The organism is Cryobacterium sp. Y57 (assembly GCF_002929505.1).
In the GTDB taxonomy this organism is placed as follows: domain Bacteria; phylum Actinomycetota; class Actinomycetes; order Actinomycetales; family Microbacteriaceae; genus Cryobacterium.
The window spans coordinates 1-20654 of sequence record NZ_PJJL01000073.1 but is presented as its reverse complement, the minus strand read 5'-3'; the positions used below and the strand labels follow the sequence as shown (position 1 = coordinate 20654).

General features: G+C 64.3%; 22 protein-coding genes. 9 read left to right on the top strand and 13 right to left on the bottom strand.

Annotated features, from left to right (window positions below):
- The first annotated feature begins 48 nt into the window (after nucleotides 1–48).
- Nucleotides 49–1554 (top strand): SDR family NAD(P)-dependent oxidoreductase, encoded by a 1506-nt coding sequence (locus CXY72_RS17415; RefSeq protein WP_104128938.1) that lies wholly within the window; start codon nucleotides 49–51, stop codon nucleotides 1552–1554.
- A 171-nt stretch (nucleotides 1555–1725) separates the two neighbouring features.
- Entirely contained in the window at nucleotides 1726–3288 is a 1563-nt protein-coding gene (locus tag CXY72_RS17410) for an AAA family ATPase (protein ID WP_104128937.1), read from the top strand.
- Here the strand turns inward: CXY72_RS17410 and CXY72_RS17405 are convergent.
- Nucleotides 3271–4281, bottom strand: a complete 1011-nt coding sequence (locus CXY72_RS17405; protein WP_104128936.1) for a DUF2332 domain-containing protein — start codon at nucleotides 4279–4281, stop codon at nucleotides 3271–3273. The two genes, CXY72_RS17410 and CXY72_RS17405, sit on opposite strands and share 18 nt — an antisense overlap.
- A 119-nt stretch (nucleotides 4282–4400) precedes the next feature.
- Between CXY72_RS17405 and pepN the strand changes: the two genes are divergently transcribed.
- A complete protein-coding gene (gene pepN / locus CXY72_RS17400; RefSeq protein WP_104128935.1) occupies nucleotides 4401–6947 on the top strand; it encodes an aminopeptidase N in 2547 nt (848 codons plus the stop codon).
- Here pepN and CXY72_RS17395 read toward each other — a convergent pair.
- Nucleotides 6944–7141, bottom strand: a complete 198-nt coding sequence (locus CXY72_RS17395) for a hypothetical protein (RefSeq protein ID WP_104128934.1) — start codon at nucleotides 7139–7141, stop codon at nucleotides 6944–6946. The two genes, pepN and CXY72_RS17395, sit on opposite strands and share 4 nt — an antisense overlap.
- A gap of 26 nt (nucleotides 7142–7167) precedes the next feature.
- Between CXY72_RS17395 and CXY72_RS17390 the strand changes: the two genes are divergently transcribed.
- The 3 genes from CXY72_RS17390 (at nucleotide 7168) to CXY72_RS17380 (ending at nucleotide 10003) form a co-directional block, all read left to right on the top strand.
- Nucleotides 7168–8292 carry a mechanosensitive ion channel family protein gene (locus CXY72_RS17390; RefSeq protein ID WP_104128933.1) on the top strand — a complete coding sequence of 375 codons (1125 nt, stop codon included), beginning with the start codon at nucleotides 7168–7170 and terminating at the stop codon, nucleotides 8290–8292.
- An 89-nt stretch (nucleotides 8293–8381) separates the two neighbouring features.
- A complete protein-coding gene (locus CXY72_RS17385) occupies nucleotides 8382–8789 on the top strand; it encodes a globin (RefSeq protein ID WP_304466254.1) in 408 nt (135 codons plus the stop codon).
- Between the two features lie 170 nt (nucleotides 8790–8959).
- A complete protein-coding gene (locus CXY72_RS17380; RefSeq protein ID WP_104128932.1) occupies nucleotides 8960–10003 on the top strand; it encodes an LLM class flavin-dependent oxidoreductase in 1044 nt (347 codons plus the stop codon).
- A gap of 191 nt (nucleotides 10004–10194) precedes the next feature.
- Here CXY72_RS17380 and CXY72_RS19365 read toward each other — a convergent pair whose 3' ends face one another.
- From CXY72_RS19365 to CXY72_RS17370, 3 genes are all read right to left on the bottom strand, one after another.
- Entirely contained in the window at nucleotides 10195–10395 is a 201-nt protein-coding gene (locus CXY72_RS19365; RefSeq protein ID WP_146071227.1) for a hypothetical protein, read from the bottom strand.
- A gap of 16 nt (nucleotides 10396–10411) precedes the next feature.
- Nucleotides 10412–11059, bottom strand: coding sequence for an FMN-dependent NADH-azoreductase (locus CXY72_RS17375; protein WP_104128931.1), 648 nt, complete (start codon nucleotides 11057–11059; stop codon nucleotides 10412–10414).
- Between the two features lie 116 nt (nucleotides 11060–11175).
- Nucleotides 11176–11853, bottom strand: coding sequence for a hypothetical protein (locus CXY72_RS17370; RefSeq protein WP_104128930.1), 678 nt, complete (start codon nucleotides 11851–11853; stop codon nucleotides 11176–11178).
- Nucleotides 11854–11921: 68 nt separating this feature from the next.
- Here CXY72_RS17370 and CXY72_RS17365 point away from each other — a divergent pair, with 68 nt between their 5' ends.
- The gene (locus tag CXY72_RS17365; RefSeq protein ID WP_233197926.1) at nucleotides 11922–12797 is read left to right on the top strand and encodes an acyl-CoA thioesterase II; all 876 of its coding nucleotides are present in this window, start codon (nucleotides 11922–11924) and stop codon (nucleotides 12795–12797) included.
- A gap of 9 nt (nucleotides 12798–12806) precedes the next feature.
- Here CXY72_RS17365 and CXY72_RS17360 read toward each other — a convergent pair whose 3' ends face one another.
- The 7 genes from CXY72_RS17360 to msrA all read right to left on the bottom strand — a co-directional run bounded on the left by CXY72_RS17360 (nucleotide 12807) and on the right by msrA (nucleotide 18145).
- Nucleotides 12807–13523, bottom strand: coding sequence for a zf-HC2 domain-containing protein (locus CXY72_RS17360; RefSeq protein ID WP_104128929.1), 717 nt, complete (start codon nucleotides 13521–13523; stop codon nucleotides 12807–12809).
- Entirely contained in the window at nucleotides 13520–14029 is a 510-nt protein-coding gene (locus tag CXY72_RS17355) for a sigma-70 family RNA polymerase sigma factor (RefSeq protein WP_104128928.1), read from the bottom strand. The genes CXY72_RS17360 and CXY72_RS17355 overlap by 4 nt, the downstream gene beginning before the upstream one ends.
- Nucleotides 14030–14120: 91 nt before the next feature.
- Nucleotides 14121–14591 carry a thioesterase family protein gene (locus CXY72_RS17350; RefSeq protein WP_104128927.1) on the bottom strand — a complete coding sequence of 157 codons (471 nt, stop codon included), beginning with the start codon at nucleotides 14589–14591 and terminating at the stop codon, nucleotides 14121–14123.
- Between the two features lie 18 nt (nucleotides 14592–14609).
- Complete coding sequence (ettA, locus tag CXY72_RS17345; RefSeq protein ID WP_104128926.1) at nucleotides 14610–16292, bottom strand: energy-dependent translational throttle protein EttA; 1683 nt, start codon at nucleotides 16290–16292, stop codon at nucleotides 14610–14612.
- 5 nt (nucleotides 16293–16297) lie between these two features.
- Nucleotides 16298–16816 carry a hypothetical protein gene (locus CXY72_RS17340; RefSeq protein ID WP_158252625.1) on the bottom strand — a complete coding sequence of 173 codons (519 nt, stop codon included), beginning with the start codon at nucleotides 16814–16816 and terminating at the stop codon, nucleotides 16298–16300.
- Between the two features lie 65 nt (nucleotides 16817–16881).
- Nucleotides 16882–17412, bottom strand: coding sequence for a single-stranded DNA-binding protein (locus tag CXY72_RS17335; RefSeq protein ID WP_104128924.1), 531 nt, complete (start codon nucleotides 17410–17412; stop codon nucleotides 16882–16884).
- 208 nt (nucleotides 17413–17620) lie between these two features.
- On the bottom strand, nucleotides 17621–18145 hold the full coding sequence (gene msrA, locus CXY72_RS17330) for a peptide-methionine (S)-S-oxide reductase MsrA (protein ID WP_104128923.1): 525 nt from the start codon (nucleotides 18143–18145) through the stop codon (nucleotides 17621–17623).
- Nucleotides 18146–18297: 152 nt separating this feature from the next.
- Between msrA and CXY72_RS17325 the strand changes: the two genes are divergently transcribed.
- On the top strand, nucleotides 18298–18603 hold the full coding sequence (locus CXY72_RS17325) for a DNA mismatch repair protein (protein WP_233197925.1): 306 nt from the start codon (nucleotides 18298–18300) through the stop codon (nucleotides 18601–18603).
- Nucleotides 18604–18710: 107 nt separating this feature from the next.
- Nucleotides 18711–19469, top strand: coding sequence for a hypothetical protein (locus CXY72_RS17320; protein ID WP_104128922.1), 759 nt, complete (start codon nucleotides 18711–18713; stop codon nucleotides 19467–19469).
- 66 nt (nucleotides 19470–19535) lie between these two features.
- On the opposite strand, the gene nadE is transcribed toward CXY72_RS17320, so the two are convergent.
- Nucleotides 19536–20372 (bottom strand): ammonia-dependent NAD(+) synthetase, encoded by an 837-nt coding sequence (nadE, locus tag CXY72_RS17315; RefSeq protein WP_104128921.1) that lies wholly within the window; start codon nucleotides 20370–20372, stop codon nucleotides 19536–19538.
- Nucleotides 20373–20654: the final 282 nt, after the last annotated feature.

The following is a 20654-nucleotide window of genomic DNA, read 5'->3' as shown; positions in this document are numbered from 1 at the left end:
CGTTTCGCTGACACCGATGCTCCCAGTCGGTCCGCGTAGGATTCTCTAATGACTTCTGCGCCCACTACCGCCGACGAGTTGGCAGCACCGGCTACCGAGTTCGTCGGAATCGATCCACACGATCTCGCCGTCACCCTCCGCGTGCTCGCCTCCCTGGCCGACATCGACCCGGACAGCCCCGACTTCGTCACTGTGCGCCAGGCCACCGCCAAGATGTTCAAGTCGGTCAAGATGGTGCGTCGCATCGAGAAACGCGCGGTCATCGCCGATGCCGATCGCAGCGTCATCGCCGCCACCGCCACCGGCGCGCCCACCCGCATCGACGACGAGACCCGCGGGGCCCAGCTTTCCCTCGGTACCAGCGCGGCGACCGCCGGTGAGCTGCTCGTTCCGCGCGCCTGCTATATCTGCAAGCAGAAGTACACCGTGGTCGACGCGTTCTACCACCAGCTCTGCCCGAGCTGCGCCCTCTCCAGTCACGCCAAGCGTGACGCTCGCACCGACCTCACCGGCAAGCGCGCACTGCTTACCGGCGGCCGTGCCAAGATCGGCATGTACATCGCACTCCGCCTGCTGCGTGACGGTGCCCACACCACCGTCACGACCCGGTTTCCGCGCGACGCCGTTCGCCGCTTCGCCGCTATGCCCGATTCCCAGGACTGGCTGCACCGCCTGCGCATCGTCGGAATCGATCTGCGCGACCCGGCCCAGGTGATCGCTCTCGCTGATTCCGTCGCTGCCCAGGGACCGCTCGACATTCTCATCAACAATGCAGCGCAGACCGTGCGACGCTCCCGCGGTTCGTACTCCCCCCTGGTCGAGGCCGAGGACGCTCCGCTGCCCGACGGTCCCCTCCCCGAGATCGTGTCGTTCGGGCACACCAATGATGCGCATCCGCTCGCCCTGGCCGCGTCGGTCTCCGGGCATCCGCTGCTCGCGGCGGCGTCCGGTTCCGGCGCGCTCACAGCGGATGACCTCACCCGACTGGCTCTCGCCGCCGGGTCGTCGTCACTGGAGCGTCTCGCCGCCGGCACCGCCATTGACGCCGGCGGGCTCGTTCCCGACCTGCACGACGTGAACAGCTGGACGGCCAACGTCGAAGACGTCGATCCGCTCGAGATGCTCGAAGTTCAGCTGTGCAACACAACCGCACCATTTTTGCTGGTGAGCCGTCTGCGGGGCTCGCTCACGGCATCCGCTGCGCGTCGTACCTACATTGTGAATGTGTCGGCGATGGAGGGCGTGTTCGGTCGCGGTTACAAGGGGCCTGGCCACCCGCACACCAATATGGCCAAGGCAGCGCTGAACATGCTCACGCGTACGAGCGCCAAAGAGATGCTCGATGATGGCATTCTCATGACGAGCGTCGACACCGGCTGGATCACGGATGAACGGCCACACCCGACCAAGGTGCGCCTGGCCGAGGAAGGCTTTCACGCGCCGCTCGACCTGGTTGACGGCGCCGCCCGGGTCTATGACCCGATCGTGCGCGGCGAGGCTGGCGAAGACCTCTACGGCGTCTTCCTCAAGGACTACCAGCCCGGAGCATGGTAACGCTCAGTGCCGTCGGCTCCTGGAGTGTGCCTCAGGCGGCCACATAATTGGGCTAGCCCTTCTCTGACCGGCTCGAGCGCGTATCGAGTCACGTACCGTCGCTGTCGCTGAAGCAATAATCGCCCAGGCCCGCTAGGTTCGACAGGGCTGCCACGAGAACAGGAGAACGACATGACCGAGGACACTTTCGACCGAGACGTCGTACGCGCGTTCAAACACTTCATGGAGCGGGTCGTATCTGCGGCAGATGACCGGGCCGGGTCGGGCTTGACACCACTCGGCGACCGCATCAGCGCCTTTCTCGGCGCCAACGCGTCGATGTTGCCGGTCGTGTCGGAGGCCCTGGCCGATCATCGCCTCGTCGACGCGGACATCGCCCTGAGCACGTTGACCGGCGCGGATCCGGCCGCGCTTCTGGGCGTAACGGGTGGGCAGCAGCGGTTTCACTCGACGCTGTCCGAGCTCGTGGCCAGCCCGTTTCCGGGCTTCGGCCCCGGACCGGTGGACTACTCGGCCCGGGCGACCGGGCCAACGTCGACCCGCCAGGTGGTCTCGTTCGGCCTCCGGCTCATCCGCTTCAACGGGCAGCCGATCGCCGTGCTGCAGCGCGCCGCGAACCCGCAATTCGGGCGTAATACGGCCGAACTCGAAATCATGGCGGTGTCAGCGCAGACGGTCACGGACTTTCTCGAGCACCTGCGCGGGCTCATGATCGAGCACAGCGTGCTGCGCGGGCAGGTGCTGTCTTTCGTGCACACCGAATACGGGGCCGGGGCCGGAATCACCTTTCTGGAACGGCCCGTCGTGCCCGCCGCGGCGATCGTGCTGCCGGAGGGGATCCTCGGAACCATTTCCGACCACGTCATCGGAATCGGTGAGCAACGCCAGGCCCTACTCGCCGCCGGTCAACACCTGAAGCGCGGCGTGCTGCTCTATGGTGCTCCCGGCACCGGTAAGACCCTCACCGTGCGCCACCTGCTCAGCGAGACACCGGGCATCACGGCCGTACTACTGACCGGGTCCAGTATCGTGCATATCGCTGCCGCGGCCGAGATCGCCCGCACCTTCGCGCCGTCGATCGTCGTGCTGGAAGACATCGACCTGGTCGCGATGCAACGCAATGCCACTCCGCAGCCGCTGTTGTTCGAGGTGCTCGACGCCCTCGACGGGCTCGACGGCGACGCCGATGTAGCTTTCGTCATGACCACCAACCGAGTCGAGGTGCTCGAACGCGCCCTCGCCGAACGGCCAGGCCGGGTCGATCTCGCCGTCGAAGTACCCTTGCCCGCCCTGGCCGAACGCGAGCGGCTGTTCCGGCGCTATGCGGGAGGGCTGCCGTTCAGCCCGGCTGCCCTCGACGCCGCTGCCCGCCGTGCGGAAGGCGTCACGGGCTCCTTTGCGAAGGAGCTGATTCGCCGGGCCGTGCTTCGCGCTGCCCTTCGCACCGACACCGTCGACGACAATGACCTGCAGGTCGCCCTCGACGATCTGTTGTCGGCGGGCGAATCCCTCACCCGACGGCTCCTCGGCACCCGCAGCAGCGGAAGCCCGCGCTGGCAGCCCGATGAGGAGCCAAGCGATGGGCCGAACAGCGGGAGCTACGTTTCGATGCACGATGCGGCGGCCGTGATGGCGCGCCAATCTGCCTCCTTCGGCTGGGCAGCCGGTAGCGCAGCGCCGTTGACAGCGGAGCCGACCCCCGAGCCCTCAGCGGACTCACCCGAGCCAGTGTAATGACCGGCCGTGTGGCTGGGTCAGGGCGATCGGCTCGCCGTCCAGGGCGAGAATGAAAGCGGATGCCGGAGTTGAATGTGACGGTGCCGGCGCCTCCCCCAGCCGCTCCAGCACCCCGGGCACCACACTCTGCCCCTCGTTCGATAGCCAACGTACCGGCAGTCGGGTCATCTGCGCGGCGAACCGGTCGCGGTCGGCTGCGTTCAGGTAGGCGAGCACCGCGGTGTGGAACACGACAACGGTTGCCCCGGCCGGTGCCCGGGCAACGAGGGCCTCGATCTGGCCGTTAAGATCTCCCGGCACGATCTCAACCGTCTCCTGGCGGGCCACGGCAACCGCGGCGCGCAGCCGGGCTCGACGGTCGTCGTGCTCCGGCCAAATCAGCGCCTCGAGCCAGGCCACGTCCGCGTCGCTGTGCACGTCGAGGGGATGAAGGTCGATTCCGGCCCGCCACACGATCTGGGGCATCCGCTCGGGCAATGGCACCGGGCCGATGACGGCGCAGTCGAGCAGCACTGGGCTGGGGCCGTCTGCCGGGTGCAGCATCCGCTCGCCACCATCGGCAGAGCGATACCGGTAGCTGTACCGATCGGGGCGCAGGCAGAGGCCGGCGGATGCCCCCACTTCGATGATCGCGAGCGGCCCGGCGAGCGCCGCCAGGGCCGGTAACAGCACAGCGCACCGCCCGGCCTCATTGGTCTGGGTCGCATGGGTCAGGCAGGTGGCGGCGACGAGCGCCCAGTGCGCGCGCAGCCAGGCCACGAATGCCGGGTACTCCCCCGCCACTGCCCCGTGCAACCGGGCCGCACTGAACACCAGGTTCGGTTGCCGCTTGACTGGCGGCAGCAGATTGATCAGCGTTACGATCTCAGGATCAGCCGCAACCCCAGCGGCCCAGCGTTCGTAGCAGGCGCTCATTCCGCGGGCTTCAACCTCGGCGAAGGCCCGGTAGCGTTCAGCGGTCGCGACTCCGGGATCGGTGCTCGCTCTCATGCCCACATCCTAATCATGGCTAGGCTTGCGGGGTGCGTTGGCGCCACGAGCGCCAAAGCTTCACCGTTCCAAATGGAATCCGTCGCGAATCGAATCGTGAATCGAATTGGAGTATTAACTTGCCTGGAGAGAACCTCACCCGACTGGAAGCGTCCGAGCGCGCCGCGCTCATCACGGTAGCGAGCTACAACGTTGTACTCGACCTCACTACCGGCCCCACCACATTCGGCAGCACCACCACGGTGCGCTTCAACGCCACCCCCGGCGCCTCGACCTTCATCGACGCCATCACAGCACAGGTGTATTCGGTGACCCTCAACGGTGCCGCGCTCGACCCCGCCGTCGTGAGCGACGGCATCCGCATTCAGCTCGACGGCCTGCAGACTGAGAACGAGCTCGTCGTCGTCGCCGACGCACTCTATACCAACACCGGTGAGGGCCTGCACCGCTTCGTCGACCCGGTCGACAACGAGGTCTACCTGTACAGCCAGTTCGAGGTACCCGACTCCCGCCGCGTGTTCGCGGTGTTCGAGCAACCCGACCTGAAGGCAAAATTCTCCTTCACCGTCACGGCGCCGAGCGAGTGGCAGGTCGTCTCCAACTCCACCACGCCCGAACCCATCGACGCCGGCGACGGCGCCAGCACCTGGGCGTTTGCACCCACCCACACCATCTCGAGCTATATCACCGCGCTCATCGCCGGCCCGTACGCCGTCGTGCGCAGCGAGCTCGTCTCAAGCGACGGACGCACCATCCCACTTGGCGTGTTCAGTCGCAAAAGCCTCTCGGAGCACCTCGACGCCGACTACATCCTCGAGAAGACCCGCCAGGGCTTCGCCTACTACGAAGAGAAGTTCGGCTACGCATACCCCTTCGACAAGTACGACCAGCTGTTCGTGCCGGAGTTCAATGCCGGCGCCATGGAGAACGCGGGCGCCGTCACCTTCACCGAAACCTATATCTTTCGCTCCAAGGTGACCGACGCCGTCAAGGAACGCCGCGTCGTGACGATTCTGCACGAGCTCGCCCACATGTGGTTCGGCGACCTCGTCACGATGACCTGGTGGAACGACCTCTGGCTCAACGAGAGCTTCGCCGAGTGGGCATCGACCATCGCCACCGCCGAAGCCACCGAGTGGCACGAAGCCTGGACCACCTTCGCCGTGATGGAGAAGAGCTGGGCCTACAAGCAAGATCAACTCCCCTCGACCCACCCGGTCGTCGCCACCATCCGTGACCTTGACGACGTGCTCGTCAACTTCGACGGCATCACCTACGCAAAGGGCGGCTCCGTGCTCAAGCAGCTCGCCGCCTGGGTCGGTATCGAGGCGTTCTTCACCGGTGTCGGCTCCTACTTTCAGAAGCACCAGTGGGGCAACACCGAGCTGCGCGACCTGCTCGTCGAACTCGAAGCGGCGAGCGGCCGGGACCTTCGCGACTGGGCGAAGCTGTGGCTCGAAACCGCCGGCGTCAACACCCTGCGCCCCGAAATCACCGTCGACGCGGCGGGAGTCATCACCGGCTTCGCTGTGCTGCAGAGCGCCGCAGCCGCTTACCCCACCATTCGCCCGCACCGCCTGGCCATCGGCTTCTACACCTTCACCGACGCCCACAAGCTCGTGCGCACGCACCGGGTCGAGCTCGACGTCGACGGCTCGCGAACGGATGTCCCCGCCCTCGTCGGCCGCGAGCGTCCTGACCTGATCCTGCTCAACGACGACGACCTCAGCTACGCCAAGGTTCGCCTGGACCCGGCCTCAGAGACGGTGGCGCTGGAACATCTCTCCGCCATTGAGAGCCCGCTCGCCCGCGCTCTGGTCTGGGGTTCGGTCTGGGACGCCACCCGCGACGCTGAAACCACGGCGCGCGACTTCGTGCGCCTGGTACTGAACAACGTGGCTACCGAAACCGAGTCGACCACGCTGCGCACCGTGCTCGGCCAGGTCGTACTCACGGCGAACTACTACGTCGGCCAGCCACACCGCGCTGCCGTCACGACCGAGGTCGCCGCGACACTGTGGACGCTGGCCCAGAATGCTGTGGCCGGCAGCGACGCCCAGTTCCAGTTCGTGAAGTTCTTCGCCGCTGTTGCGACCAACCCAGCCGAGCTCGAGAACGTAGCTGCCCTGCGGTCGGGCAGTACCGTGCTGGAGGGCCTCACGGTCGATACCGACCTGGCCTGGGAGTTGCTCACGGCTCTTGTGGCCGGTGGACGCGCCGACGCCACCGAGATCGACGCGGCGCTCACGGCCGACAACACGGCCACCGGCGCCCAGTCGGCCGCCCTGGCCCGGGCCGCTCTCCCCACCGCCGACGGCAAGCTCGCCGCCTGGTCGTCACTCATCGACGTTGACACGGCAGCGACGACCATCGTGCGCACGACGGCCGCCGGGTTCCTGCGCGTCAACGACGCGGCCCTGCTCGAGCCGTTTGTCGTGACCTACTTCGAGATGCTGCAGCGCGTATGGGAGGCGCGTAGCTTCTCGATCGGCGAGAAGCTCGTCATCGGTCTCTACCCGGCGCCGCTGAACAACCAGGCCCTCGCCGACGCGACCCGGGCCTGGCTCGATGCGAACCCGGAACCGGCAGCGCTTCGCCGCCTCGTGGTCGAGAACCTGGCCGGAGTCGAGCGGTCGCTGAAGGTACAAGCGCGCGACGCCGACTAGCCATCGGCAGGGAACACCGTGAAGCCCGCAGCCAGCCGACGGTTGGCCGCGGGCTTCACGCATCCCGTGAGGTTCACAGCAAATTCCACGGTTTCCGAGAGGATGCCACTGCCTGCGGCGCCGAGACCGGTCTGCTGCGGCTGCGTGTCGCGGGCGCCGATACCGTGACCGGGGTCCCTTCCCGGGTTCCACAAACGGCTCTCGGTAGACTGGTTTGGATATGAACTGGGAAACTTTCTGGGCCGATCTCGGTACCTACTTCGCTAAAATTCCGTGGACCGTGTTTCTGGAAAAGGCCTTCGCCATCGCGATGATCATCCTCATCGCTTTCGCCTTGCGCTGGGTTCTGCAATTCGTCATTCGGCGCGTGGTGCAGCAGATCGTCTCCGGCGTCAAGAAGAATCAGAAGGTCGACGACACCCAGGCACTCAATGTCTCACCGCTCGCGGCGGTTCGCGTTGTCCAGCGCTCACGCACGCTCGGGGCCGTGCTGGCGAACATAGTGAACGTGTTCATCTTGATCACCGCCCTGTTGCTCATCGTCACGGTCCTGAACAAGGACATTCTCGGTTCCTTCGCTCTGCTCACCGCCGCGCTCGGCGCCGGCCTTGGTTTCGGCGCACAAAACATCGTCAAGGACATTCTCAACGGCCTGTTCATGGTCATGGAAGACCAGATCGGCGTGGGCGACATCGTCGACGTGGGATTCGCCTCCGGTGTGGTCGAAACGGTCGGAATTCGTATCACTCAGGTACGCGACATCGATGGCACGCTCTGGTTCGTGCGCAACGGCGAGATTCTGCGAGTTGGCAACATGTCGCAGGGCTGGGCGCGCGTCATCATCGACCTCGCCATTCCCTACAGTTCCGACGTGGAGGCCGTGCAAGACGAGCTGCTGCGCGTGGCCACTGCCCTCGCCTCAAGTCGCAAGTGGCGCGCGTTCATTCTCGAAAAGCCCGAGATCTGGGGCCTCGAGTCGATCAGCGCCGAAGCCCTCGTGACCCGGCTCGTGGTCAAGACCCGGGTCTCCGCCAAGTGGGACTTCGCCCGTGACCTGCGCCTGCACATGAAGAAGGCCCTCGACGGCATGGGAGTGCCACTCACGCCGCTCAACAGCGTGGTCATGACCACCGGCGACGGTACCCTTGAGGGATCGACCAGTGAACCGGCCGAAGGCGCTCTCGACGCGGCCGAAGCGGCCGCTGCGGCCGTACCCGACGCCGTCGATGGCGTACGCACCGGGCCAGTTGCGGTACGCAAGCCCCGCGGGCCGCGCAAGCCCAAAAATGTTCCGGCTCCGATGAAGACGCCCGACCCTGAAGTTCGTGGGGATGGCATTGACTGACAGTGAACTAACCGAAGAGAAGAAAGCCGCACCACGTGACCACTGAACGACACCCCACCGATCAGCCTGCAGCCCTTGCCGACGTGTACCTGCGCGAAGGTGAGAACGGCCCAGCCGCAGTGCCCACATTCTTCGACGAAGTCGGCGGAACCCCGTTCTTTGAAAAGCTCGTGCACGACTTCTACGTCGGGGTAGCCACCGACCCGGTGCTGAAGCCCATGTATCCCGAAGAAGATCTCGGACCGGCCGAACACCGCCTGGTTATGTTCCTTGAGCAGTTCTGGGGCGGTCCAGGCACCTATAGCGAGCAGCGCGGCCACCCGCGTCTGCGTCAGCGTCACATTCCGTTCAAGGTCAACCCGGATGCCCGCGACCGCTGGCTGGGCCACATGAAAGTCGCCGTGGACGCCGCCAACCTGCCGCCGTTGCAGCGGGGAATTCTCTGGGATTATATGGAACGCGCCGCCTTCGCGATGGTGAACAGCTTCGAAGACTAGGGCGCGCGCGCGGCGAATGGTCGTTACCCATTTCCGGGCGGGTAACAGAGGCGCGAAACTAGCTACGGCGACTCGCGCACAACGCGTGCGATCGTCGGAGGATTTCTGCACCAGAAGGCGCGCCCGCTCCCGGACGCCGCCTCACTATCCCGTACACAATGGAGAACATCATGGAGATCGGCGCCTACAGCTTCGGCGACACTCAGCTCGACCCCGACGGCAGCTCGCGCTCCACCGCGGAAGCGATCAGGAACCTGTTCGACGCCATCGTGCTGGCCGATAAGGCCGGGCTCGACTACTTCGGTGTCGGTGAGCACCACACCGTGTCGATGCCAGCCTCCTCTCCCGGTGCGATCATCGCAGCGGCCGCCGCCGCGACGAGTCAGATCAAACTGGGCAGCGCGGCGAGCATTATCGGAACGGATGATCCGGTGCGGGTCTTCCAGCAGTTCGCCATCGCTGATGCGATCTCGGGCGGTGGCCGCATCGAGATCACCGCCGGCCGCGGCTCCTCGGTCGAGACTTTTCCGTTGTTCGGCTATGACTTGAACGACTACGACGAGCTCTACGCCCAGAAGCTCGACCTGCTGCTCACGCTCAACGCCAGCAGCACCGAAAACGTGACCTGGTCGGGCACCGCACGTCCGTCGATCCCCCAGCTCGACGTCGTGCCGCGCCCCGTGCAGGGCTCACTCCCCATCTGGATCGCAACCGGCGGCAGCGCGCCGTCGTCGGCCCGCGCCGGACGCCTCGGTCTCCCCCTCGCCTACGCCATCATCGGCGGAGAGCCGCACCGGTTCGCGCCCCTCGCCAACCTCTATCGGCAGTCCGCTGCGCAGGCCGGCCACACCGGCGACAACATCAAGGTCTCGGTCGCGACCTTCGGCCTGGTGGCCCCGACCAAGAAGGAAGCCGTCGAGCGGATGTATCCGGGGTGGGTGAACTTGAACGTGGAGATGGGTCGGTTGCGGGGCTGGCCGGTGCCGCAGCGCAGTTCCTATCTGGCTCAGGTCGATGCACCCAGCGCCTACTTCGTGGGCGACCCCGACGACGTCGCGGAACGCATTGTCGCGCTGCACAGGCACCTCGGCCACATGCGTCATTTTCTGCAGGGCGACCACGGTGGGCTCCCCCAGGAACACCTGCTCGAGTCCATCACCCTGCTCGCCACCGAGGTCAAGCCCCGCGTTGCGCGCCTGCTCGCCGCCAAATAAGCGCGCTCCGGCCGCTCATCGAGGGCAATGACGCAGCAGTTCGTCGGGTGACTGCTGGCCCAAACGAATCCGCCTGAACAGCCACACTTTCGGGATCCAGCAGCATCCTGACCAGGATCAGTTCAGCGTGCGCTGCAGACGCTCTTCGAATTCGGCCGGGCGGGTGAGGATCCAGCTGCCGACCGCGATGATCACGGGTAGCACGAGAACGAGCAGGCGACCTGAGGCCACGGCGGTGCGAAAGTCAGCAGACCGACCAGCCCGAGCATGGTGGGCCCCATTAGGCCGAAGAGTCGGCCCAGCACCGCGCGGGTGCCGGTCAACAGCACCGCCTGCCAGAAGGCAACGTTGCGGCGCAGCCCTGGATGCGCGCCGACCGCACTCAGCGTCACGTCGTCGCGACGTCCCTCAGCCCAGGCGGCGGGCGGTCTGGGCAGCGGACTCGTGCGCCGCGGTCAATTCCCGGTGTTCCTTGTCGACCTCGTCGGCGGGAGCACCGAACCGTTCGCTGAGAGTGCGAGTGGCCACGATCGTCTCGACGGTCATTCCCAAGGCGTTCGCCAGAATCAGGCTCAGCGCCGGAAGCGCGTGATCGTCGAACTCTGTGGAGGTTCCCGGGTCGTAGACCGCGCCGCGAGTGGAAACGAGTACGGCCGGGCGACCAGCGAGGGGCTGCTGACTGGTCGGGTCGTCGAACGGAGCGGTCACCGTCGGCAGGTGAATGTAATCGATCCACGCCTTCAGGGTCGATGGCATCGAATAGTTGTACAGCGGAACACCGATCAACAGCACGTCGGCCGCGACGAGTTCCGCAATGAGGAGCTGCTGCAGCGTTTCCTGCTCCGGGCTGGCGCTCGCACCCTCCGGGCGGAGCCGTGGTGGAAAGTGCAGCGCGGCATCGGTCAGGTGGGGCAACGGTTCCCGGTGCAGATCACGGTGAACGACGGTGTGTTCACTGCTCAGACCGCGCCAGGTATCCGCGAAAGTCGCCGTAATCGCGCGCGAGCGCGAACTCATAAGGTCGGCGGACGAATCGAGCTGCAACAGTATGGGCATGCCCCACAGCCTAGAGGCATCCAGCGTGCCCGCCCGAGTCTCTGCTGTGATGACTTCGGATGCAAGCGGGTTACGGCATAGGTACCACCGCGGCCGCCAGTGCACTCTAGAGCCGGTCAGGCCTGGAGAGTCCACGGCTTGCGTCGCACCAAAACGTGGCCGCGACTCGTACTCAGGCGCGTCCACAGGCCCGACTCGAACAGGTGCACCGGTTCGTCATCGGCGAGAAAGCCCAGGCTGAAGGCTGCGAAACCGGCCCCGGTCGGTACGAATTCGAGCCCATCGACCTGGCGGCCCCAGACCTCAGCGCGCACGCGTTCGACGATCAACTCTCCGGTGCCCTCCGGCACGGCGGCGGCAACCTCGTCGATGCCCTCCCGGGCGGCCGCTTCGAGGTGAGATGCCGGCGTCTGGCCGTGGGGTTCCCAGCCGCCCTTCGGCGGGGAGATGCCGGTCCAGGTCACGGTATTCACCTCCAGCGGAACGGTCACGATCACCGGCACGGTGAGGTCACGCGCGGTGGATTCGAGGCGTTTGAGGCGTTCTAGCAGGGACCGCACCGGCACGACCGTGTCGAGGTCGACCGGCTCCGTCAGGGCGAAGGTGCGTAGCCCCAGCACGGTCGGGCTCGCGTCGAGCAGACCGCGCGGATAGAAAATAGCAGTGTAGACCGCGAGAACGCCCTCGGACGCCATGAGACGCACGGAACCATCGAGGACGCGGCCGGATCGTGAGAGAAACACGATCAAATCGCTGAGGGACTGGGAATCGGTAAGAGTGAATGACTGGCTCATCACCTCCTAAACTACCAAGATACGAAACATCCGCGTGCCGCGGTCGCGAACTTGCCCGAGGAGACAGCATGCACAAGCCGATGGAAGGCCTTCTGGCCGTTCTCGATCTGACCGACACCGGTGCCCGCACCAGTGAGGATATCTTCACCGGTCCGTCCCAGTGGATGCCGCTTGGCCGCGTGTTCGGCGGGCAGGTTCTGGCCCAATCGCTTGTTGCCGCGATGCGCACCGTTCCCGACGAACGCCACGTGCACTCCATGCACGGATATTTTCTGCGTCCCGGCGATGTCAAAGCGCCGATCACCTTCTCGGTCGAGCGCATTCACGATGGTCGCTCATTCTCCACCCGCCGCACGCAGTGCTACCAGGAGGGCGTGCCCATCCTGTCGATGATCGCCTCCTTCCAGGACGCCGATGAGGGCCTGGAGCACCATATCGAGATGCCGAAGGATATCCCCGACCCGGAGAGCCTGCCGACGGCATCCGATGCGCTTGCGCACATCGATCATTCGGTGGCCCGTTATTGGGCAAGCGAGCGTCCCTTCGATATGCGGCATGTCCCCTCACCGATCTACCTCAAGGTGAACGGTGAGCACACCTCCCGCCAAGCCGTGTGGATGAAGACTTTTTCTCCTTTGCCCGACGACCCCGATCTGCATCGCGCCGCCCTGGCCTATGCCAGTGATTATTCGATCATGGAGCCGATCATGCGCCGGCACGGCATCGCCTGGTCCTCCCCCGGCCTCAAGGTCGCGAGCCTTGACCATGCCATGTGGTGGCACCGTTTCGGGCGCGTCGATGAATGGCTGCTCTATGTGCAGGATTCACCGAGCGCTCAGGGCGGTCGCGGACTGGCCACGGGCAGTATCTTCAGCCGCGATGGCGTACTCCTGGCCACCGTTGCGCAGGAGGGCATGCTGCGCGTGCCCATCATTCTCGAATAACTCGAGCACCTACCAGGTGGGGGTGGATTCCAACAGCACCCGCTCGTCGGGCATCCAGCGAATATCCACACTGGCAATATCGTTCTCCACCACACTCGTGGTGCCGACAGCGCTGATCGTGCTTCCGGGACCAGCGATCCAGCTGGCGACAAGGGTGTCATGTCCGTCCCGGTCGGTCACGAACAGGGCGTAGGCCTGCGGACCGAAATCGTTACCGCTCGTGGCATAGCTGCAGTTCGCGTCGATCCGGGTGCCCCAGTCTTCGCCGGCCAGGCGAAAGGATGCGGTGAGCGGGCTGGGAACCACCGCGGCCATAGCCACGGCCGGTTCGGTGACGTTTACGCCCGGCTGTTCCAGCCACCCCGGGACGACCAGGGCAGCGGATGCCGCGATCGCAGCCGCCGCGACCACGGCTCCGGCGGCGAGCAAACGGGCGCGCCGGACACTGGCCCGCGCCGCTTGCACCAGGCGGGGCAACAGGGTGGCGGAGTGCGCGGCATCCGCTCTGGTCTCGGTGGACGTCTCGGTGGACGGGCCGAGCTGCAGTGCCTGATCGAGTGGGACTTGAGCCAGCAGCCCTGGCAAGCCGACGAGGTGCGCGACCGCCTGGCTGCAGGCGACGCAGTCATTGAGATGCCGTTCGTAGTCCCGGCGGTCGCCCGGTGACAGGGCGCCGAGCATATACGCGCCGTCCCAGTCGGCGTACAGATCTGCTGGAGTGTTCATCGCTCCGTCACTCCACGTTCTTGCAGTGCGAGTCGCAGGGCTCGCAGTCCGTAGTGCAGCCGCGATTTCACGGTGCCTTCGGGAATAATGAGATCGCGCGCAGTCTCGGCCACGGATTGACCTCGATAATATGCGCAGACGATGACCGCCCGGTGGTCGGGAGAGAGATCGTGCAGTGCGTCCGCGACCAGCCAAGCATCGAGCAGGGCATCGGTTTGATCGTCGGTGGGCACCTCGGGCAGTTGGTCGGTGGGAATCTCATGGCGGGCACGGGCCGAGCGCCGGTCATCGATCACCAGGTTTCGGGCTACCGTGAACAGCCATGCGCGAGCAGACACCTCGGTCTGGTCGAGCAGGCGAGGGCGCTGCCAAGCTCGAAGCAGCGTCTCCTGCACTACATCATCGGCGAAGGCCGGATCCTGCGTCAACCGTACGACATAGCGCCACAACAGCGGTGCGTGCTCATCGTGCAGGGCCTGCAAGAGTTCGGCGCGCTCATCGGCCATAAGTACCTCCCCCGCTTAACACGCGGTAAACGCGTCTGTGGTTCAGTAGTACCGGTATTACGGGAATTCTAGCCGCAGAGTGCGGTGATTATCACCGCCGCGCGAACTCGATCGGCGCGTCGAGGTAGGGCGTCCAAGCCACCCGCTCCGTGTCGTTGATGCGGCGCGGGCGTTCGCTCGTCGCGTCGACGAGCACGATGGTGGTGTTCGCCCGGGCGTAGAGAACCTCGGGTGTGACGCCCTCCGGGCTGAATACCTCGTAACAGACATCGAGGCTGGCACCGCCGAGTTTGCCGAGCCAGAGTCTCACGTCGAGGGGCTGGCGCAGGTAGGGCACCGGCGCGAGGTATTCGATCTCCTGGCGCGCGATCAACGTCAGGGTCGACGCCCCGGGGCGACCGTCGAGCACGGCCGTACTCGCTCCGATCGCCCCGTCGTCTTCGGTCACCCAGAACGCCAGGATGCGCGCCTCCTCGAGCAGGCGCAGCATCTCAGAATTGTTCACGTGACCGTAAGCGTCGAGGTCGGACCAACGCAGGCGAATCGGAACGTGCAGCTTCACCAGATTTCCCTGTTCTGCTTAGTCGCGGGTGAGCTTGCGATACGCAGAGCGGTGCGGCTTGGCTGCATCCGGGCCGAGCCGCTCGATCTTGTTCTGTTCGTACGACTCGAAGTTTCCCTCGAACCAGTACCAGTTGGCCGGGTTGTCATCGGTTCCTTCATAGGAGAGGATGTGCGTGGCCACCCGGTCGAGGAACCACCGGTCGTGAGTGATCACCACGGCGCAACCGGGAAACTCGAGCAGCGCGTTCTCGAGCGAGCCGAGAGTTTCAACGTCCAGGTCGTTAGTGGGTTCGTCGAGGAGCAGCAGGTTGCCGCCCTGCTTCAGGGTGAGCGCCAGATTCAGGCGGTTCCGTTCACCACCGGAGAGCACACCGGCCTTTTTCTGTTGGTCTGGACCCTTGAACCCGAAGGTTGAAACGTAGGCGCGCGACGGAATCTCGGTCTTGCCGACCTGGATATAGTCCTGGCCGTCCGAGACGACCTCCCACAGCGTTTTGTTCGGATCGATGCCGCCACGGTCCTGATCGACGTAGGAAATATCCACCGTTTCGCCGATCTTGAGCTCACCGCCGTCGAGGGGTTCCTGGCCGACGATGGTTTTGAAAAGGGTACTTTTTCCCACGCCGTTCGGGCCGATGATGCCGACGATGCCGTTGCGCGGCAGGGTGAAGCTGAGGTTCTCGATGAGTATGCGTCCGTCGAACCCCTTCTCCAGCTTGGTTGCGTCGATCACTTGGGCGCCGAGGCGCGGGCCGACCGGAATCACGATTTCTTCGAAGTCGAGCTTGCGGGTGCTTTCGGCGGCGGTGACCATCTCTTCGTAGCGAGCCAGTCGCGCTTTCGACTTCACCTGGCGGCCCTTGGCGTTGGAACGCACCCACTCAAGTTCGTCGGCGAGACGACGCGACAGCTTCGCGTCCTTCTTACCCTGCACGAGCAGACGCTCCTGCTTCATCTCGAGGTAGGTGGAGTAGTTGCCCTCGTACGGGTACAGGTGTCCGCGGTCGATCTCGGCGATCCACTCGGCCACGTGGTCGAGGAAGTACCGGTCGTGAGTGACGGCGAGCACAGCGCCCGGGTACTTGGCGAGGTGCTGTTCGAGCCAGAGCACGCTCTCGGCGTCGAGGTGGTTGGTGGGCTCGTCGAGAAGCAGTAGGTCAGGCTTTTGCAGCAGCAGTTTGGTCAGGGCCACCCGGCGCTTCTCACCACCGGACAGGTTGGAGACTTCGGAGTCTCCAGGCGGGGTGCGCAGGGCGTCCATGGCCTGCTCCAGCTGCGAGTCGAGATCCCAGGCGTCCGCTGCATCGATGGCTTCCTGCAGCACGCCCATTTCGGCGAGCAGCGTATCGAAATCTGCGTCGGGCTCGCCGAGGGCGAGGCTGATCTCGTTGAAGCGGTCGACCTTGGCTTTAATCGGTCCGACGCCCTCTTGCACGTTCTCCAACACGGTCTTGCTCTCGTCAAGCTGCGGCTCCTGCATCAGGATGCCGACGGTGTAGCCCGGGGAGAGTCTCGCTTCGCCATTACTGGGGGTGTCCAGGCCCGCCATGATCTTGAGAATCGTAGACTTTCCGGCACCATTCGGGCCGACCACACCGATCTTGGCGCCGGGAAAAAAGGACATGGTGACGTCGTCAAGAATCAGCTTTTCGCCGATCGCCTTGCGAGCGCGGACCATTGAGTAAATAAATTCGGCCATAGTGCTTACCAGTCTATTTGCCGGGTGGACCCAACAAGACACAAACCGGTCGACAAAATAGGCGCAACCACACTGTGGAAGCCGTTGGTGGCCGGCCCGATCTGGCCGATCAGGCATTCGCCGGCGAAACGCACGGAGAACTGGGTAGAGTCCACCGCCAGATCGGCCTGGGTTCGATCAAAGGTCACCTCCAGTGCGGCACGGTCGAACCCGCCGGCCACGAGCGCATCGATGTAGTCGCGTCCGTCGGCTGCGGGGTTAGCTTTGGTGACCGCGGCGGCGAGAAAGTTGAAGTAGACCAGGTTCTCGGCCGCGGTCCCGTCAGGCACGAGCGTTGCATCAGGCGCCGGTGTGGCCGAGGGCTCACGCGCGCCGGAGCTGGACGGCGCCGTGTCGTTAGCGCGGGGTTCTGCTGGGATGCTCGTGCACGCGGTCAGGCTGACCCCGAGGAGCAGTCCAGCGCTCACCACGCCCAGCACGAACCGCGGGCGGCAGGCACGTCCCCCCGCTGTTCTCGTGCCCACACTCTGCCATGCTGGTTTCGCCACGCCCACGACTTGCCTCCCCCAGTCCACGCACGTGAACGGTGCTATGAGTCTAAACGGGCATACGCATCCTGAGCAGCGTCGGCGTCGATCGGAATAAAACCGTCGTCGGAACGGAGGATCTGCCTACTGTCCGCCTCATCCGCGATCGCTAATTCGGCGTATTCTGCTGGCTCTACCGGTTCTGGCCCGGTCTGCTCGGGGGGGATTTTGGAGGAAGCATCGCTGCGCACCGGCGTCGTGGTGTACCACGTAAGGTCGTGGCCGAGAGCGTCGGCCACGATATCGACGTCAATTCCGGATTTTTCGGCGTTGGACCAATTGCGGATGACCAAGCGGCCACTCACGATGACATGCTGGCCCTTACTGAGCGACGACGCCGCATTTGTGGCCAGCTGGCGAAACGTCGTGACGGAGTACCAGCTGCTTTCGTCTTCAACCCACTCATCTTTCGCGCGGTCAAGATGACTCTGGCGGGAGGCCAGTCGAAAGGACGTGATCGGGGCGCCGTTTTTGGCCACACTGCGGCGGGGAACGGTGCCGATGATTCCGGATACGGTGATGTGGTCGCTCATAGTTTCTCCCGGCACGGTCAGCGCGTGAGTACGCGCACGTCACCCGCCGGGCGAACACCCGGCGCACGCGACCCGGAAACGGCAACTCGTGCCATTCTTTGCCGTTCCCGGATCGCATACTGTGAGTGTGTCGCGCGGAACGACGCCGCCGCGCACGCTGTGTGCGATCAGTGGAGAACGGGGCACAGAAACGCCTGTGGAGGAGGACCTAGCCGATCAGGTACTCCGAGTAAGACTTGCGAATCTTGTTGACCTTGGGCACGGCGACCGCCATGCAGTACCCCTGTCCGGGATTCTTGGCGAAGAAGTCCTGGTGGTAGTCCTCGGCCTCGTGGTAATCGTCGAGCGGCTCGATCGTGGTTGTGATGCCGGCACCCCACCATTCAGTCGCGCGATCACGGGCCGTTTCAAACAGCTGCTTCTGCGCGTCGTCGGTGTAGAACATTGCCGAACGGTACTGGGTACCCACATCGTTACCCTGCCGATTGAGCTGGGTGGGATCGTGCAGGGTGAAAAATACATCAAGGATCACGCTAGCCGGAATGACATCGGGATCGAAAGTCACCGCGACGGCTTCGGCGTGACCGGTATGACCGGTGCAGACCGATTCATAGCTCGGGTTGATCGTCGTACCGCCGGTGTACCCCGACACAACGTCACTTACTCCGCGTAAGACCCGATACACGGCATCGAGACACCAAAAACATCCACCTGCGACCACAAAAGTTTGCATCGTATCAGTATAACTCTTCGCTTGCGGCAGCCTCCGGTCGAACCGGCATTCACGCCGCCTGTTCGCCTAAAGCGGATGTCGGTGGTCGCCCGTACGCTGAAGAAACACCCAAGGCGGCTGGGCCACTGCGGCATTATTACGGAGGCGCACAAATGACCACTCTCATCGCACCGATTCTTCGCTCAGCAATTTCCATCCCAGCACGCCCCGTAACCGCACTTCCCGCAACAGCGCTTCCCACAACAGCGCTTCGCACGGTGCGTGGCCGCAGCTTCATCCTCGTGCGCGACGGGCTGTGGCGTATTGTCGATCCGGCCGGCGCTGTCATCGGGTATATCGAACATCACGTCGGCGTCGACGGCAGCCGATACAGCGCCCGGAGAATCGTCTTCGCGACCCGCACCCGGGACCTCGGCGAGTTCTGTCTCATCGACGATGCGGTCGACTGCTTTCGCTAGTGCCGCTTTAATAAGTGCACCGTCGTGAGGGGAAGGAGTGCACTTGCCTGAGGGCACGCCGCGTCTGATCCCAGAGAACAGGGTTCGGCACGGATAAAATCCTGCACATGGAATGGTGGAATAACTTCGTAGCCTGGTTTACCGACGTCAGTACCCAACCGATGATTTTCACTGCGGTCGTGTTCATCGGCGCGATCGTCATTGCCAGCGTGCTGGCCGCGTTGATCTCGCGCGGAGCCATCAAACGGCTCATTACCCAGCGCGATCGCGAGATCAAGGTGGCTGCTATCGCGACCCTCGTCGATGCCGCCACCGAGGCATCCGTGTGGAATTCGCTCACACCGCAGGAACAAGTCATGAGCGACCGCGCGGTCGCCCAGGCCGATATTCAGGTCCGGCTGCTGCCAATTCGCGGATCGAGAATCGCCGCGAACTGGGCTGCCCACGAACTGTACGAACTCAAGCGCACCTCCGCCACGTTCGGTTACCAGCTGGAGCCGGCGTTGGTGGAGTTTCGTGACCGACTGATCGAATGGCAAAACAAGCCCGCCCGCGCACGCAAGATTTTTCAGGGCGATCTCGACCGATGGAAGTCGCAGAACTCCTCCACCGAGAAGAGCCTGCTGGCAGAGCAGGAAGCGTGGGTGGCCCAGCAACACCATGACCAGTACACCCCAACCGATTCGGCACCCGCTCCGATGCGGGCCACGCCGCTCACACCGGCGGTCGCCAACCGGTCCACCTCGCCCGCTTCGACGGCTGCGGACGCTTCGACCGAGACCCAGCGCCTTTTGGATGACGTGAACAAGCTCGAGGTGCGCGGCACTGACCCGCTCACGCGTTCCTCGGCGGCCCCCACGCTGTAGTCGCTCTTCTCATACAAACGACGAGCCGGTCGGCGCTTTCTTAGCGCTGACCGGTTCGTGTTTTGTTTACCGCGTCGGTGACGAGTGCCACCACGTGTCGAACAGTGACGCAGGTACGCGCCGCTTGTGCTCGGTGCTGAGATAGCGTGCCTCGATGGCCTCGGCCACTTCATCTTCGACCGATCGGCCCTCGAGGAAGTCGTCGATGTGCTCGTACTGAAGACCGAGGTTGGCCTCATCGGTCTGGCCAGGAGTGTGGTCGAGCAGGTCAGCGGTGGGGTCCTTCAGATAAAGCTGTTCGGGCGCACCCAGCTCCATCAGCAGGGCGCGACCCTGGCGCTTGGTCAGCCCGGTCAACGGCAGAATGTCGGTGCCGCCGTCGCCGTACTTGGTGAAGAATCCGGTCACAGCTTCGGCAGCATGGTCGGTTCCGACCACGAGCAAGCCGAGTTGGCCGGCCACGGCATATTGGGCGATCATGCGTGAGCGAGCCTTGATGTTGCCCTTGGTGAAGTCCGTCATGGCCACCTCGAGGCTCGCCAGGAATTCACTTTCGAATCCATCGACGGCGAGTTCAATGTTGAAAGTAGCTTGCGAAGGCGGGCGGATAAATGTCAAAGCAAGTTGAGCATCCACCTCATCCCGCTGCACTGCGTACGGCAGGCGCACTGCCACAAAGGTAGCCGGATGCCCTTCCTCGGTCAGTTCGTCGACCGCCAGGGCGCAAAGACGGCCGGCGAGGGTGGAGTCCTGGCCGCCGCTAATGCCGAGCACGAAGCCCTGGGCGCCGGTGCGCTTCAGGTACTCCTTGAGAAATTTCACCCGACGGCGCACTTCGGCGGCCGGGTCGATAGTGGGTGACACGTTGAGTTCGGCGATGATTCGCGCCTGCAGTTCTCGCATACCTAAATCTAGCAATCCTCGAGAAATGTTGCTGCCGGTCAACTCAAGGAATATGGCTGGTCACACCCGGCAGTTGGGCAGCGACGGCGACGACATTCTGCCAGCACGGTAAACCAAACGACCCCCTTCCGACCACTGTTCACGAGAATGCAAAAGTAGTTGTGTTGGGCCACTAAATCGACGAGTTTTGGCCTTTTTAAGAATGAGAAGAAACTTTTGATTTGACATCACTTTTATGCTGAGATTTACTCGCTTTAATGGTCGATTCGGGCTATAATTGTG